This window comes from Shewanella sairae (genome assembly GCF_023283535.1).
In the GTDB taxonomy this organism is placed as follows: domain Bacteria; phylum Pseudomonadota; class Gammaproteobacteria; order Enterobacterales; family Shewanellaceae; genus Shewanella; species Shewanella sairae.
The window spans coordinates 1-15120 of the sequence record NZ_JAKILT010000018.1; the positions used below are offsets into that span (position 1 = coordinate 1).

Annotated in this window: 14 protein-coding genes; 8 read left to right on the top strand and 6 right to left on the bottom strand. The window is 42.5% G+C overall.

All coding sequences use genetic code 11. The features are described from left to right. The first annotated feature begins 154 nt into the window (after positions 1 to 154). Complete coding sequence (locus L2748_RS09585) at positions 155 to 1228, top strand: NRAMP family divalent metal transporter (protein WP_246616208.1); 1074 nt, start codon at positions 155 to 157, stop codon at positions 1226 to 1228. Positions 1229 to 1580: 352 nt separating this feature from the next. Beyond that, the gene (gene nhaD, locus L2748_RS09590; protein WP_220782229.1) at positions 1581 to 3008 is read left to right on the top strand and encodes a sodium:proton antiporter NhaD; all 1428 of its coding nucleotides are present in this window, start codon (positions 1581 to 1583) and stop codon (positions 3006 to 3008) included. A gap of 76 nt (positions 3009 to 3084) precedes the next feature. On the opposite strand, the gene L2748_RS09595 is transcribed toward nhaD, so the two are convergent. After that, positions 3085 to 4191 (bottom strand): M20/M25/M40 family metallo-hydrolase, encoded by a 1107-nt coding sequence (locus L2748_RS09595; protein ID WP_220782230.1) that lies wholly within the window; start codon positions 4189 to 4191, stop codon positions 3085 to 3087. A 434-nt stretch (positions 4192 to 4625) separates the two neighbouring features. Between L2748_RS09595 and L2748_RS09600 the strand changes: the two genes are divergently transcribed. From L2748_RS09600 to L2748_RS09610, 3 genes are all read left to right on the top strand, one after another. Continuing rightward, the gene (locus L2748_RS09600) at positions 4626 to 4871 is read left to right on the top strand and encodes a hypothetical protein (protein WP_220782231.1); all 246 of its coding nucleotides are present in this window, start codon (positions 4626 to 4628) and stop codon (positions 4869 to 4871) included. A gap of 242 nt (positions 4872 to 5113) precedes the next feature. Continuing rightward, a complete protein-coding gene (locus tag L2748_RS09605; protein ID WP_220782232.1) occupies positions 5114 to 5548 on the top strand; it encodes a dCMP deaminase family protein in 435 nt (144 codons plus the stop codon). Between the two features lie 113 nt (positions 5549 to 5661). Next, positions 5662 to 6228, top strand: coding sequence for a hypothetical protein (locus L2748_RS09610; RefSeq protein ID WP_220782233.1), 567 nt, complete (start codon positions 5662 to 5664; stop codon positions 6226 to 6228). Between the two features lie 89 nt (positions 6229 to 6317). On the opposite strand, the gene L2748_RS09615 is transcribed toward L2748_RS09610, so the two are convergent. Next, positions 6318 to 7679, bottom strand: coding sequence for an endonuclease/exonuclease/phosphatase family protein (locus L2748_RS09615; RefSeq protein ID WP_220782234.1), 1362 nt, complete (start codon positions 7677 to 7679; stop codon positions 6318 to 6320). 289 nt (positions 7680 to 7968) lie between these two features. Here L2748_RS09615 and L2748_RS09620 point away from each other — a divergent pair, with 289 nt between their 5' ends. Next, on the top strand, positions 7969 to 8286 hold the full coding sequence (locus L2748_RS09620; RefSeq protein ID WP_220782235.1) for a hypothetical protein: 318 nt from the start codon (positions 7969 to 7971) through the stop codon (positions 8284 to 8286). Positions 8287 to 8819: 533 nt separating this feature from the next. Further along, on the top strand, positions 8820 to 10922 hold the full coding sequence (locus L2748_RS09625; RefSeq protein WP_220782236.1) for a S8 family serine peptidase: 2103 nt from the start codon (positions 8820 to 8822) through the stop codon (positions 10920 to 10922). Between the two features lie 127 nt (positions 10923 to 11049). Here the strand turns inward: L2748_RS09625 and L2748_RS09630 are convergent, their stop codons facing one another. The 4 genes from L2748_RS09630 to L2748_RS09645 form a co-directional block, all read right to left on the bottom strand. Then, positions 11050 to 11439 (bottom strand): glycine zipper family protein, encoded by a 390-nt coding sequence (locus tag L2748_RS09630; protein ID WP_028766273.1) that lies wholly within the window; start codon positions 11437 to 11439, stop codon positions 11050 to 11052. 424 nt (positions 11440 to 11863) lie between these two features. Then, positions 11864 to 12259 (bottom strand): hypothetical protein, encoded by a 396-nt coding sequence (locus L2748_RS09635; protein ID WP_220782237.1) that lies wholly within the window; start codon positions 12257 to 12259, stop codon positions 11864 to 11866. A gap of 33 nt (positions 12260 to 12292) precedes the next feature. After that, complete coding sequence (locus tag L2748_RS09640) at positions 12293 to 13555, bottom strand: DUF1963 domain-containing protein (protein ID WP_220782238.1); 1263 nt, start codon at positions 13553 to 13555, stop codon at positions 12293 to 12295. A 44-nt stretch (positions 13556 to 13599) separates the two neighbouring features. Then, positions 13600 to 14088 carry a DUF6985 domain-containing protein gene (locus L2748_RS09645; protein WP_220782239.1) on the bottom strand — a complete coding sequence of 163 codons (489 nt, stop codon included), beginning with the start codon at positions 14086 to 14088 and terminating at the stop codon, positions 13600 to 13602. 248 nt (positions 14089 to 14336) lie between these two features. Between L2748_RS09645 and L2748_RS09650 the strand changes: the two genes are divergently transcribed. Further along, positions 14337 to 14834: a phosphatase domain-containing protein gene (locus L2748_RS09650; RefSeq protein WP_220782240.1), complete on the top strand. Its 498-nt coding sequence runs from the start codon at positions 14337 to 14339 to the stop codon at positions 14832 to 14834. Positions 14835 to 15120 lie beyond the last annotated feature (286 nt).

Genomic DNA, 15120 nt, shown 5'->3' on the forward strand with positions numbered 1-15120 from the left:
AATGAAAACCCCAAACGAGGTGCATGAAAAAGCCAGTTGGGAGTACCAACTGGCTTAATAAAAACCGTCAACCTATTTTAGGACTAGACAGACATCTGTTGGTCCGGGGTTTTTAACCCAAACGGCCGTATTCACCAATATCTACAAAATAGATATGGCATTTCCTGTTTTTGCCTCAATGTTTATCACTTTTGCCATCGTCATGAACCTATGGCGTATCGTCGGTGTTTCTGGTTTACGTATCCAAGATATCGCAAATAAGATTGCCCCTGGTGCAGGTTACTTTATCGGTATTTTATTAGCCCTCGGTGCCGTGGCTTTTAACTTTGGTAACGTCAGTGGTGCAGCACTGGGTTTAAATGTATTAACCGGTGTGGATACCACTTGGGGCGCTTTATTCACAGGCGTTGTTGGTTGCTTATTGTTTGTTTTGCATAACGCCTCAAAGCGGATGGATCAAATGGCGCGCTACTTAGGCCTATTTATGATTATTCTAATCGCTTACGTTGCCATGACGAGCTTGCCACCTATGGGCGAAACCTTAACAGCAGCCGTGATGCCAGTTGATATGGGTAACCTAATATTACCGACCTTGACCATTGTTGGTGGCGCGGTAGGCGGCTACTATACTGGCGCGCAAAGATTGGTTGATATTGGCCTGCAAGGCAAAGACAACATAGCTGCGATTAAGTCTGCTGCTTGGGCAGGGATCTCGATTGCCGTGGTTATCCGAATCTTACTGTTCTTAGCTGTATTTGGCGTAATTGCTGCTGGCGGTGTATTAGATACGAGCAACCCAGCCGCTGATGCATTTAAACAAGGAGCAGGTGATTTAGGTTACTTTATTTTCGGTCTAGTGCTGTTTGTCGCCTCGATTACCTCTGTGGTGGGTAACTCTTATATGGCAGTCTCTTTGGTTAAAACCCTATTCCCTGCGATTGAACGCCAAGAAAAAGCGTGCTGTATTGGCTTTATCGTATTCACCAGCGTTGGCACTATCTTAATGGACATGCCCATTTTATTGTTAATGTTGGCAGGCCTAATTAACAGTTTAATCTTACCTATCGTGCTGGCATTTATGCTTGCTGCTACTCGTCGCAAAGACATTGTTGGCGACTATAAGCACCCGCTTTATTTGTCAATTATGGGGGTACTTATTGTCATTGGTATGGGCGCGGCAAGCTTTAGCAATGTCGGCAATTTTGTCGCTAAGTTTATCGCTAGCTAATTCACTTTCAGGTTATTCGTTTTTCTGGCGCGGTATGACTTTACCGCGCCAATCTCAACCGCTTTGTATCTTCTATACGATTTTATTGCTCAAACTCTTCTTTCTAGCAATGCTTTGCCTAATCTTTATCTCCTGTCTTGTTACGCTCAGACTTTATAACGATTCAAGCTAAGTCATCCACTAAAGTCCTAACTACAAATCCCCTATTCACCTGTATTGTTCATCTGATTCAAGTTAAACTGCGCAACAAAATTCACACCACCCATTAACAATGCGTTAGATGCTAATCTGTTTTAAATCGTAATGCATTGTTTAAAAACTACTTAATGCCTTCAAGGAGTCGAGAAGTCACATGAAAGTCAGTCATTTAATATTAGCCATACTATGCTGGGGACTGGCAACGCCAGCCTTTGCCAGTGAAGCCGGGTTAGATCTAACACAATCGGGCGTTGGTTATGCAGCATTAATCATATTCTTTCTGGCTTACTGCTTAGTGATGGGAGAAGAGTATTTACAGCTACGTAAATCTAAACCCGTACTGCTAGCAGCTGGAATTATCTGGCTCATGATAGGCTTTGCTTATCAACAACAAGGCCAGATTGAAGTGGCTAAACAGGCCTTAGAGCATAACTTACTAGAATACTCTGAACTATTGCTGTTCTTACTGGTTGCAATGACCTATATCAGCGCCATGGAAGAGCGTCGATTATTTGATGGACTTCAGGCTTGGATGGTTAGTAAAGGCTTTAATTTCCGTACCTTATTTTGGTTAACTGGCTTCCTTTCTTTTGTGATTTCACCGATTGCCGATAACCTAACTACCGCGTTGTTAATGTGTGCCGTTGTGATGAAAGTTGGCGGCGATAACTTAAAGTTCATCAACATTGCTTGTATCAATATCGTGGTTGCAGCCAACGCTGGTGGCGCATTTAGCCCATTTGGCGACATCACGACCTTAATGGTTTGGCAGGCAGGCTTAGTCAGCTTTGTTGAGTTTACCGACTTGTTTATTCCATCACTGGTTAACTACATTATCCCAGCAGTGATCATGTCGTTCTTTGTGCCTAAAACTAAACCTAACTGTGCTAACGAGAAGGTCGAGCTTAAGCGCGGTAGCAAGCGCATTGTAGCGCTATTTATATTGACTATCGCCACTGCAGTTAGCTTCCATGCCTTAGTGCACTTCCCGCCAGTTATCGGCATGATGATGGGCTTAGGTTACCTGCAATTCTTTGGCTTTTACCTACGTAAAACTCTGCCACGTTCACTTGAGAAAAAGAAAGCCGTTGCTATGGCTAATAAAGATGAAGCGGCACTTAAACGCTTAGGCTCAGTAGTACCATTTGACGTATTTAAACGTGTATCGCACGCAGAGTGGGATACCTTACTGTTTTTCTATGGCGTGGTAATGTGTGTGGGCGGCCTAAGTTTATTGGGTTACTTAGGCGTGGTATCAGATGTAATGTACAACCAATGGGACCCAATTTGGGCCAATGTGATGGTCGGCATTCTCTCTGCTATTGTCGATAATATTCCTGTGATGTTTGCGGTACTCACCATGCAGCCAGAATTGAGTCTGGGTAACTGGTTACTAGTGACATTAACCGCGGGCGTTGGCGGCAGTATGCTATCAATCGGCTCAGCCGCAGGTGTAGCACTAATGGGCGCCGCCCACGGTAAATATACCTTCTTTGGTCATCTAAAGTGGATGCCGGTCATTGCACTAGGTTACGCCGCGAGTATTTTGTGTCACCTATGGCTTAATGCTGACCTGTTTTAAGCGTTCCCACTAATTAAGTGCATAAAAAAGCTCGGCTTAAGCCGAGCTTTTTTATGACTAGACACACAATGAGTAATTAGCGGGTTAGATAACAATGAATGAAGTCAGTTATCGCCACCATATCGGCAACCGCAATAAACTCATCGGTGGTGTGCACTTTAGCCATCCCCGTTGATAAGTTAACCGTCTTTAAGCCATTAGCGTTAAAGATGTTAGCGTCCGAACCACCGCCAGTCGGCTTGGTCATCGCATCAATACCAATAGCGGAAAACGTATCTTTAATCTCTAAAACGTGCGCGTCTTCATCAGCGATATGATAAGCGTTATAAGAGCGACTTGAATCAATCTCTACAATAGCGCCATGCTTTTGCGCCGCGGCTTCAAAAGTCGACACCATATGCTCAACTTGCTTAGCTAGCTTGTCATCATTAAGTGAGCGCGCTTCTGCTTCAATATACAGCTCTGGCATCACAATGTTAGTCGCCTGTCCGCCTTGTACCACACCAATGTTAGCTGTGGTTTCAGCATCAATGCGGCTAAGCTGCATCTTGCTAATCGCATCTGCTGCGACCGTTAACGCATTGATCCCTGTTTCAGGCTCTAATCCCGCGTGAGCAGGTTTGCCTTTAATGGTCACTTTCAGGCTTTGCTGCCCAGGCGCTGTGGTGATAATCGTGCCAATAGGGCCGCCAGAATCAAGTACGATTGCTTGCTTAGATTCAATCTTACTGATGTCGAAATTTTTAGCGCCGTGCATGCCGCGCTCCTCGAATACAGTAAACGCCACTTCAAGGGTTTTATGGGCTTTACCGCTCTCTTGAATACTGCGAACAGCCTCCATCACTGCTGCGATACCCGATTTATCATCGCCGCCCAAAATGGTGTCGCCTTTAGAGCGAATAATGCCGTCTTCAATAATTGGCTCAATATTATTACTGGGGGTAACCGTATCCATATGGCTGCTGAAAGCAATACTGCCAGCAAGTGACCCCGCTAACTTGCCGTAGATATTAAAGCCATTGGTGATTTCACCAGGCACCGCAAGTTTAGTCACTTCAAAACCCAGCTCGCCAAGCTGCTCAGCCAACGCCTCAGCCACTGCTTTTTCATTGCCTGATTCACTGTCGATTTTCACCAGCGAAATAAAGTGTTCAACGAGTCTTTGTTGGTTAATGCTTGTCATCTGTGGCAACGCTTTGTTATGTAAAATAGACAATCATCATAAACCCAAGTGAGCGCCTTAATCGCAGGAGTAAATCAAAGAAATGCAACAAAGCACCTGATAAAGTTAATTTTAGAAATCCTTAGTAAATCTTCTATCTAAAAGCCAATTTTTAAAACCAATACCTTTATCACAACCTCTATTGCAATTTTTATATATGATTCCAGATCAACTCTTCCATAATATTCAAGTCGAAGAAACTCTTTGTTTCACCTAGAATCACTCCCCGAGTAACACGTTAAAATAAAAAAATTCTACTTTGTGCTGTTATATCGATAACAGCTGCTGGTTGCGCTACACCTAAAATTAGAGTTCCTGTTGATGCAAATAAAATAACTTACTATAACCCTGTTGTATCAGCTTTAATGAACTGTATGCCTGTAACGTCATTCACTGTGCCCAAACAACATCCAAATAATTTCGAACGTTTTATAAAAGTAGAGGCGTATAAACAAGGCGCTACTCATTACTCTGTTCACATAACTGATGAAACCTGGAAAGGCTTGCCAATCGCGGGTGAAGTCGATGCTTATTTCTGCCAAAAGAAAGAAGATAGACCAGCAGCTCCGCAGCAACAAACTCAACCTCAACTACCTGTTTATATAATAAATAACAATAACAATAACAATAACAATAACTAGTTTGGCTAATTTGAACTTTAAAGTTTCTAGCAAAACGTTTCCTTTTCAGCCGTTCAGTTAAACTTAAGGTCCATTTCTCTAAATGGACCTTTTTCAATACGACAAGAATAGAATTTTAATACCCTATTCTTCAAAGAGCACAAAGATATCCTTCGGTTGTTGATTTATCATTGTTCTGCATAGAGAATAACAGCTAGTTTGAGCGGTTTATTCAATTGTATAGATTTAGGAGAATCCATTCGATGATGACAAAATGGGCAACACGTTTTTTGCAAATGGCCGAGCTCGTTGCATCTTGGAGTAAAGATCCCTCGACTCAAGTGGGCGCGGTGATCACTGAAAATAACCGAATTGTTTCTTTAGGTTTTAACGGCTACCCTCATGGTGTGTCTGATAGCGCAGAAACCGACAACCGTGAGATGAAGCTGCTCAAAACCCTGCACGCAGAAGAAAACGCGATTCTTTACGCTAAGCGTGACCTTAGCGGCTGTGAGATTTGGGTAACTCACTTCCCTTGTCCGAACTGCGCAGCCAAGATTATCCAAACAGGGTTAAGCACTGTACATAGTCCAATGCCAAGCGAAGATTTTCAATCACGCTGGGGCGACAAGATTAAGATCAGCGAAGATATGTTTGCCCAAGCAGGCGTCAAAGTTGATTGGATGACAGCTGACTAACACAAGCCTCTCAAAAAGCATAAACAAAAGGATACCGATTGGTGTCCTTTTGTTTATTATCACTAACTATTTGAATTTTAATAGCTGTTAGCTGAATTTATAGGTGCATGAAAATGAGCCAGTACTTTTTTGCCGTTGAGAACATGAATATTCCTTTTTATGACTTTCCCGACGAGTTCTCAGGTGCAGTCCCTACCAATATATTTACTCACCCAGCAGAACCTGTACCCCTAGTCGTAAAATTTACTGGTGACGATGTACATCAACTCGCGGATATCTTTTTAGTACCGGGACTGAGTATTAAGCAGACGTTATTCCAACAATTAAAGCTGAACGATATCTATGCTACCAATTGGGTTCAAATAATCTTGTTTGATCAAGGTGGGCACCTGTATCAAATGCTACAAGTTGAAAACGAGATAAAAGCTATCGATCGCCAACAAAGTGAATTCGACTTTTATGATGAATTTAATGGTGGTGAATTTATTTCTGGAATGAATAAACTGATTTTAGACCAAAGTTTGTTAAGTAAAATCCCTCTACAACAGCGGCTTATTTTTCGCGATGCGGGCTGGAAGGACAAGCTATTTTTTCATAAGAGTGTCGTCGATACTATCATGCAATCTCAGTCTAAAGGAATCGACTTTATCCCTGCTGAAGGCTATAACGAATTTAGCTAATCCTAGTTAACAGGTTCCCACTCTTCTTTACTCGGCAACAAAAAAGCCCCGTTAACAACGGGGCTTACTGTTTTGAGTTAAAGGATTAATTAAAACTGTGCTTTAACCCAAACCATACGATGGTCTGAAGAGATATCTTTCTTCTTACCGCCACCAATACGATCGTCGTTAAATAGCAAACGGCCTTCTTCATAAGTTGCCTGCCAGTAAACACCTGAGTCTACAATGTTTAGCGATGCAGAAGGAATTGCATGGTCAGCATTTATGCCGCCACTTCCGAACTCTGCAGTAATGCGGTTCGGGTATGGGTGATTAGGGCTACCTTCTACAGCATACTCAGCAGCGCCATAACTTGTTGGGTACAAATCACCGTTAGTCACGTTTTGGTTGACGACTGGATCAGCATGCAGTGCAGCCATCACTTCAGTCATACCGTCACCCGCACCTGTTGCCGCATCAAGGTTTTGGTCACCAACAATAACAAAGTGTGCACCTTCTGTAAGCGCGCCGGTTTTTCCTGCGTCATCATAAAAATCTTGTGCATTAGTTACATAGCTATGCCAGAACTCAACTTCTGCAGCATTCTGTAGCAAGTTTTTACCTGTATCAAATACAGGTGGAGTAGGGTGAGACATTAGGATATGGATAGTTTCAGTACCATCTTTAGTCGGTACTAAAATTGGTGCATCAACGTGGTTTTTAGATGATAGTGTCATTAGTTGCCACTCTTCATCTGTATACCAGTTTTCGCCATCTAAGAATGGGTTTTCAGCGCCTTCAAGATCTTTCCATTTAAAGTTTTGGAAAGTACGGGTATTTTTAGTATCGATTTCATACTTAGACATTAACGCAAATGCGTATTGTCCGTGGTACTTACCAAAGCCCCAAGAATCATTAGCATAATTGAAAGAATTAACATCTTCCTTTTTTGCTACATAGCCGTCATTGTTCAAATCAAAGCCACTTAAGCGGCCAGTGTTAGTGCCATAGCTTTCAGCGAATGGGTATTCGATTGGTTCTAGGTTAGCTTCACCGCCGGCACCATCAAGACTTTGTGCAACTGAAAGGTAATTTGTTTGGAAACCTTTAAGTGCTGATAAATCTTCACCTGTACCATCGTTGTTGTATTCACCCATCATTAATACATCTGGACGAGTCTTTTGGATAATCGCAGCAACGTTACGGATTTGAATCACTTTTTCAGCTGTTGTTTTATCTGCTGGTGCCATCGCATCGCGATCTTCTAGGTAAGTTTCAACTAACGCAGTTTGCTGTGCAGAAGTCAGTGCCATTTCAGCAACTAAGTCTTCAAATGTATTACGATCGAAAGATAGATTGTAAGTGGCAATTTTAACTTCAGTATGGTCTACATACTTTACATCGTCATCATTACAACCGGTAAGAAGTGCAACACCTACAGCCAAAGCTGCAGCAGTTTTTAGTAATTTCATATATGACCCATCTTTAATTATTTATTATATTTAGCTCAATTGATTTGAGCTTGAGGCGGAGTCTATACAGGCGTATAAGAAAAGAAAGCGCTATCATGCCTTTTTGTGACTGTCGACATAAATAGTTACAACTTATAACCATGAGCACACACACAACAACAAAACACTAACAACAAAAGAGTTAGGTAAACTATCAACCTTTTGGTTATTCAACAAATTGTTAAGTTTCGGTACAGCATACTGCCACTATATTGATTGTCAGATTAGGATGATTAAGCAGAGGTGATAGATGATGCAACTAACTCAAACATTAACTAAAAAAGCAAAGTTACTGGCTGTAGTGACTTGTGGTTTAATGCTGTCATTTAATACCGCCTACGCCTCAAGCAATACGGCCGTTACCGCCAAACTGGTAAAGTCTAACGCACAAGACAACTTATTGATTTGCCAATACCAAACCGTCTCAGCTAGCCATTTTCAAGTGTTTGACAAAGTACTCGACAATGAGCATTCCTGCCCTAGCAATTTATTAGTTGCCCCAGAGCCTATGGTTAGCCAAGCAGAAGCAGCCCAGCTAAAACAACTATTCTCTCAGCAATACGATTAGCGCATTAATCTCACTAACGCTTGCAGCCTTGATTTATAGCAATCAAGGCTCAGCTAACATTCAATTTGCAATGCCATTTATTGCAGCATTATTCAGTTCACAACTCACTCAAAAACGGCTTAAACAGTTAAAGCAACGACTTGATTATTTATATCCTTGATTTATATGTCATTCAGTTAGGTTATAGTATTTTCGTTAACTCTAATTTACACCTAAAAAAGCTAGCATCAAATCTGCTAAAATTATCCCACTTAAACAGTTGTTCTCACTAAAATAACCTGCCACCGCTAAACCTTTACTCTAATCGTAACTAAATGTTTACGCTATTTTTCGCATTCACAAATAATAACCCTACAAAAGCTAAGTCATTGATATTTAGTTTGACTGCAGCAAATTCTCACGCTTAGTTATATGCAAGCAATGTGAATAATTAGTTACTTACATTGCTTGTAAGACATGTTAATACACGGCTCCTGTTACGTGTTAAGTTGTCGCGTTTTCACAGCGAGCTTCACACAATGTGAAGGTACACAATGAAAACAATAAATAAACAAAAACTCCCGCTGGTATCAGCATTTACCCTCAGTCTTGTCGCTACAGCTGTGAGCGCTCAAGTGCAAACCTTGCCGGAACCAAGTGTTAATCAAAATCAGTCTCAGCGCTTTATTGTGCAGATGACAGATCGCAGTATCTTAAGCTTGCAGCAATCAAAATTATCGCCAGCAGCGATTACTCAGGCAAAAATTGATTTAATGCAAAACACAGCCGCTTCAATCAGTGCAGATGTTGTTCTATCACTGCCCGAGGTCAACTCAATGGCCGTTATGCTCGATACAGAGCAATATAAAAGTTTGTCTAATAACCCAAATGTAGCCTTGATTGAGGTTGACCCGAAACGATACTTGATGGCAGAAACTTCTCCCTACGGTATTGGCATGGTGCAAGCAAATTTAGTCTCTGATAGCCAAACAGCTAACCGTAAAGTATGTATCACAGATACTGGTTACGATTTAGGTCACGTCGATTTACCAAGCTCAGGTGTAACTGGCGATGATGGTTACGGTAGCAATAACACCGGCAATTGGTATAACGATGGTAACGGTCACGGTACTCATGTGGCAGGCACCATCGCCGCAATTGGCGGCAATAATCAAGGTGTTGTTGGAGTCAACCCATCAGGATTGGTTGGTTTACATATCGTTAAAGTCTTCAACGATAGCGGCAGTTGGGCTTATGGCTCCGACTTAGTTGCTGCGGTTAATCAATGTGTAAATGCCGGAGCTGATATTATTAGTATGAGTTTAGGTGGTGGTGGCTCATCATCGGCTGAGCGTCAAGCATTTGCCAACGCAACAAGCCAAGGGGTACTCAGTATTGCAGCCGCAGGTAACGATGGTAACAATAAGATGTCATACCCGGCTTCTTATGATGAAGTTATTTCAGTCGCAGCAGTAGACAGCTCTGGCAATAAAGCCTCGTTCTCCCAATATAACTCTCAAGTCGAAATTGCAGCGCCTGGCGTTGATGTGAATTCAACATGGAATGATGGCGGCTATAAAGCCATCAGCGGCACCTCAATGGCAACACCTCATGTGGCAGGTGTTGCCGCACTGGTGTGGAGTCATTTTCCTAGCTGCTCTCCAACAGAGATCCGTGGTGCACTCAATGCTACAGCAGAAGATCGCGGCAGTAACGGCCGTGATACCTCCTACGGCTATGGTATTGTAAAGACAAAGGCTGCTTACGATTACCTACAAAACAGCAGTTGTGGCGGTGGTAGTGTTGAAGATAGCGCTCCAACAGCGAACTTTAATATGTCAGTCAATGGCAGTACTGTTAGCTTTACTGATGCTTCCACCGATGACAAAGGTATTAGCAGTTACTATTGGGATTTTGGCGATCAAACCAGCTCAACTCAAGCAAATCCAGTACACACTTACAGCAGCAATGGTGACTTTAATGTCAGCCTAACAGTGACTGACACGGCTAACCAAAGCAATACTCGTTCAACTACCGTCACTATTGGTAGTAATGGTGGTAGCGGCTGTGATGGCGTCAGCGCTTGGGATGTAGCAACCGCTTACTCAATCGGTGATCTTGTTTCCTATAATTCGGGCAAATATGAAGCCACTTGGTGGTCAACTGGCGCTCGACCAGATGTTTATACCAATGTGTGGGCAGATCGAGGCCAGTGTAGCGGAAACGGCGATAACCCAAATCAGCCACCAGTAGCTAGCTTTACTGCATCTGTTTCGGGTTTAACGGTAAGTTTCTCTAGTCAGGCTACAGATGACAACGCTGTCGCGAAGCATGCATGGCAGTTTGGTGACGGGTCTATCTCTAATCAAACTAATCCAGTACACACGTTTAGTGCTGCAGGAAACTACCAAGTCAGCTTAACCGTTGAAGATGCTCAAGGTCTAAGCCACACCCAAGTGCAGACGATTGCGGTGAGTGACGCGGTACAAGGTTGTACAGGCTTAAGTAACTGGTCAGCAGATACGGCCTATACGACCGGAGTCCAAGTGGCTTATAACAATGTGAAATACACTGCTAATTGGTGGACTAGAAACCAAAACCCTGAGCAAAACTCAGGACAATGGGCGGTGTGGAGTAACAACGGACGTTGTAACTAAGCCTCTATCTCACCTCAAACATTGGCTATAACGCAATGCGCATAATAGCCAATACATGCTCAGACTAGCAGTACTAGTCTGAGCTTTTCTATCCTGCTAAGAAAAGGCAGTACAAGACAATGCTAAATCAATTAAGTACCACATAACCGCGATTAGTCATGCAATTCTTGATCACCATATTTTGCTCATTCGTATAAGCCGCTTGATTATTGCGTCTCTCTCTACCTTTAGACAGTACGCCTACACCTAAACCAATTGCTGCGCCTTGTTTGGCACCATCAGTACCTGATCCCCCGGCTATCGCCTTACCTGCCGAGCCAATTGCCGCGCCTTTTGCTGCACTGCCTATGGCACTGCCTTCAGTTTGCTGTTTTTGTACTTGTGTTGATAACTCAGTACATTGGTGCAAATCATATACATAGTCTTTCTCGTCTACACCCGTCTTATCAACAATAATGTTGGCAAATACACTCATTGGCGCGAACAATACACTTAACAGCAATAAATGACGTTTCATTAAATTTCCTCTCTGTGCAGACAGTAAGCTTCAAAGTTAAGTTTAGCTAAAACCTGCGTGCCTGATCTGAATTCAAACTTGTTGTGGCAATAATAGCCAACCTAAGCTGTCTAGAAGATGAACAGAAATTAATTTAAGCAGAAATTTAAATCCTAGAACTAAGAGCCGTTAGGCTTATCGGGTTATTCAAATCTTATTTTTATCGCGGTGACATTCCAAATATTCCTCTAGCAAAAACATGCTTTATCTAACGAGTTCACCAAGTGTTTGAGCGCCCTCTAGGCCCAGTATTTAAACACTACGCATTACACTGGTTAGACAAAGTGGGTTATGTTCGAACTAGGCTCCTTAAAGATAAGGCATAAAAAAGGCAGCATATTTGCAGCCTTTCACTCTGTTTAGCTTAGCTCCGAGCTTCGCTAATTTACAGCGATAATTTCAATAGGTCATGCTCAACAGCTACAGCATTGGCTACAGCAAGCAACCTAGTTTTAATTTCCCGCTCTATACCTGTGCCACTTTTAAGTAAATCATCAACTGCAATATAGGCTTTGGTGTGCAAGTTTTTTACTTCAAACAGATAAGCATAACCACCAGCAACAACCCAGCGTGATCTATCCGTCTCTCTGCCTTGCTGAACCATGGCCTCATCTAAGCTGCGAACTAAGCAAAAATCAAATTGCAAAACATGCGCTTCGTTGCTGTACCAATCTGCTTTTAACGCTTGAAAGTTAAGCCACATCTCAAGTTCAGTAAGTAACGGTTTCAAAGAATCTGAAAAGTTAGCCGCTGCGGTAATTGTCATCGGGAATTGCTGCATGGGATGTTTATTCTCAGTTATCTATAGCAGGTGTTAATCTTGGCAAAATGTATACGTCAGTTGCTGCCAATCACTATCCTCGCCATCCAGAGCCTTACTCGGAATACTTAAGATACAGCTGCCATAATCGCAATAAAGGTAGCTTAAAATGGCAATATGCTCCGCGGGTAAATAGGGTTGCTCAATACAGGAGCCATCTTGGTTAAATACAAGCTGAGTACGCTCGGCTACCTGTGGCATTAAGCCGCTATCATAATCGCAGTGGGTATAAAGCTCAGGGTCAATTACAGCCCCGATATTTTCTAGCGCTAACGCTATTTGCTCTGGTTCATCAGGTAGTTGTTTATAGGGTCGCCAACATATTGGATAAGCTCCCGTTTTACGGCAACTAACATCAAAATTTGATGGTGCAAACATATCACCTATCATGACTTTATCAGTCGCTTCTTGCCAATCAAGAGCTTGTAATTCAGCGTCGCTCCAGTATATCGCTTGGCACTGTCCTTGCGGCTCTTCACCATCTTCAGGTTGCGGCATATATACCTGTAACAAGCCTGCTTGTGGTAAGCGAGTATTGAGTAAATCAGGAGCAGCATTTTTCAACTCTGAAAAGTTGATTTGGCAAACAAACTTCAAGCTAGGATCTGAATGAATAAGCTGGAGTTGCTTTAAGTTAGCGCTGTCAATGTCAGGCGCTGCGCTTGGTAACCAAGGCGCACCTGTTATTCGACTTTGAAACGGATTGTCATACTCTGCCGCAAGCATATGAAAACCGACATTTAAATCATTAAATTGCGCTTCTAACAAAGCAAGTTGTTGTAGCTCTTGTTGTTTGTCGGCAAATGCCTGCTGGTAATATTGGCAATTCGATTGGAATGGGTTAGTGAGTTCTGCGGCTTCAAGTTTTGCCAATAGCATTAAATAGGGCTCTGCTAAATGCTGTTTTTCTGCAAGTTCACTCGTATCACACCAAACGGACGGCATTAGCTCATCTAATCTGTCCATCATATTGTTGGCTTTAGTGAGCTGAAAGCACCCTGCTGGTAAATCAATATCATAAGGGTAAAGGTAGGCTTCTTTACCCGCTGCAAACTGCGGCAAATTTAACAGCCAAGCCACAGCAGCTGAACTTGGAGACGGCTTAGCAAAAATATACCCTAATGCAGTGCGCCCTTTAGCATCTAGCTCATGCAGATCTTGCCCTGTGTCAAGCAAGTGCTGCAATGCCGGCAGATGCTCAGCAAACTGCTGATCTGACTTTATTTTTTTGAACAGCCAAAACCACTCTTTTAACATACCAATCCTTGAACTGCCGTTGATTACTCTTATCTATCGAAGTTTTATAAGCACTCACAATAGGCGACGGTTGCGCCTTCTTGCTTAATCACTTCATCGCCTTGGATTACCAAGCCAAAGCCGTGCTCTTCATCCCAAGCACACTCAAACATAATACCAAGGGTATTCTTTTCAGGGTTAAGCAACACAAAACCAGACACTTGCATTAGCTTAAAAATATCACCTGCGCGCATATCGGCTTCAGTTACTTCACCAACTGGAGTGGGGTAAGACTCCTCTTCGTCAAACACATCCAAAAATTCAGACTCTTCAAGCAATTCTTGGTAGTGCTGCTGAACATAATCGCAAACGATGGCATAAATGCGCTTTTGGTTGTCGAAAAACCACTGGCCTAAGCTGTCTGCAAGGCTTAAGTCCTCTTGAGTGAGAAAGTCTATGCTGCCGTATGCTTTAAAATCATGCCAAGCATTGAGCTCAGTTGTTGCTTCATGAAACTCTGCACCCGCTTTCCAAGTAATGTTAAATTCTTTCATCATAAGCTCGCAAAAATAAGGATTATATTCAAAGTAATGCCACATTAATGTGGCGTCATAGCTAAAATCAAGACTTATACCAACCGCCAGACTTTAATGCTTTAATTTCATACAGACCTTATCTGTGGTGAGATATCATTCTCATCTCATTTTTGCTACTGACAATCATGTTTGCTAATTGTGCCAAGCACAACTTACACTAATTGCATAAATCGCTAGAAACCCAATCACTCTATAAAGGAAGTGTTATGTCTCATCCCTATGATTTATTCCCCCTAGATAACGGTGCCACACTAATTTTTACCCCCTGCCCTGGCACTAAAGACGCAAGCCTTACCGATTCAGTTGCCAGCTTAAAGCAAGCTGGAGCAGTCGCCGTGATTTCAACGGTTACACCAGAAGAAATGATTAAGCTCAATGTGCCAAAACTGGGTGATGAGATCCAAGCTCAAGGGATTAGTTGGTTTGCATTGCCGATTGAAGATGATTGCGCACCTGCTGCTGATTTCGACGCCGCTTTTGCCAATGCTAAGCAACAAATTTTGGCGCTGATTGCAGACAAAAATACCCTTGCTATTCATTGCCGCGGAGGCTCAGGGCGTACAGGTCTGGTCGCCGCAATCCTAATGTTAGAGCAAGGCGCTGCATGGGCAGATGTTAAGTCGCAGATACAAGCTTTGCGCCCAAAGGCATTAGTCGTGCCAGCGCATATTGAGTATCTTGCTAAGCATTATGCTATTAGCTAGATTCCGTGTTTTAGGCATCTTATGTTGGCCATAAGATGCCTGCCCACTTCTTGACTCAATATAACCCTAAGATAAATGAATTGGTGTATTAAATCGCAATAAATACTTAAGGCTCAAAGCCCCCCTGAATAAAGTCTCTTTGCTAGGCGATTCATTTGTTTAAATACTTAATGATTTATTAAATTAGCGTTTAAGAAATCACTTTCAAAGCGTCTGTCATTAAAACTTCCACCGCTAATATACGCAACTTATACTAATCAATATAAACATCATTCTTGCACACACT

Coding starts and splice junctions, on each gene's coding strand:
- L2748_RS09605 (WP_220782232.1), top strand. CDS start 5,114: ATGATGACAAAATGGGCAACACGTTTTTTGCAAATGGCCGAGCTCGTT.
- L2748_RS09615 (WP_220782234.1), bottom strand. CDS start 7,679: ATGAAATTACTAAAAACTGCTGCAGCTTTGGCTGTAGGTGTTGCACTT.
- nhaD (WP_220782229.1), top strand. CDS start 1,581: ATGAAAGTCAGTCATTTAATATTAGCCATACTATGCTGGGGACTGGCA.
- L2748_RS09625 (WP_220782236.1), top strand. CDS start 8,820: ATGAAAACAATAAATAAACAAAAACTCCCGCTGGTATCAGCATTTACC.
- L2748_RS09620 (WP_220782235.1), top strand. CDS start 7,969: ATGATGCAACTAACTCAAACATTAACTAAAAAAGCAAAGTTACTGGCT.
- L2748_RS09650 (WP_220782240.1), top strand. CDS start 14,337: ATGTCTCATCCCTATGATTTATTCCCCCTAGATAACGGTGCCACACTA.
- L2748_RS09630 (WP_028766273.1), bottom strand. CDS start 11,439: ATGAAACGTCATTTATTGCTGTTAAGTGTATTGTTCGCGCCAATGAGT.
- L2748_RS09595 (WP_220782230.1), bottom strand. CDS start 4,191: ATGACAAGCATTAACCAACAAAGACTCGTTGAACACTTTATTTCGCTG.
- L2748_RS09610 (WP_220782233.1), top strand. CDS start 5,662: ATGAGCCAGTACTTTTTTGCCGTTGAGAACATGAATATTCCTTTTTAT.
- L2748_RS09635 (WP_220782237.1), bottom strand. CDS start 12,259: ATGCAGCAATTCCCGATGACAATTACCGCAGCGGCTAACTTTTCAGAT.
- L2748_RS09640 (WP_220782238.1), bottom strand. CDS start 13,555: ATGTTAAAAGAGTGGTTTTGGCTGTTCAAAAAAATAAAGTCAGATCAG.
- L2748_RS09585 (WP_246616208.1), top strand. CDS start 155: ATGGCATTTCCTGTTTTTGCCTCAATGTTTATCACTTTTGCCATCGTC.
- L2748_RS09645 (WP_220782239.1), bottom strand. CDS start 14,088: ATGAAAGAATTTAACATTACTTGGAAAGCGGGTGCAGAGTTTCATGAA.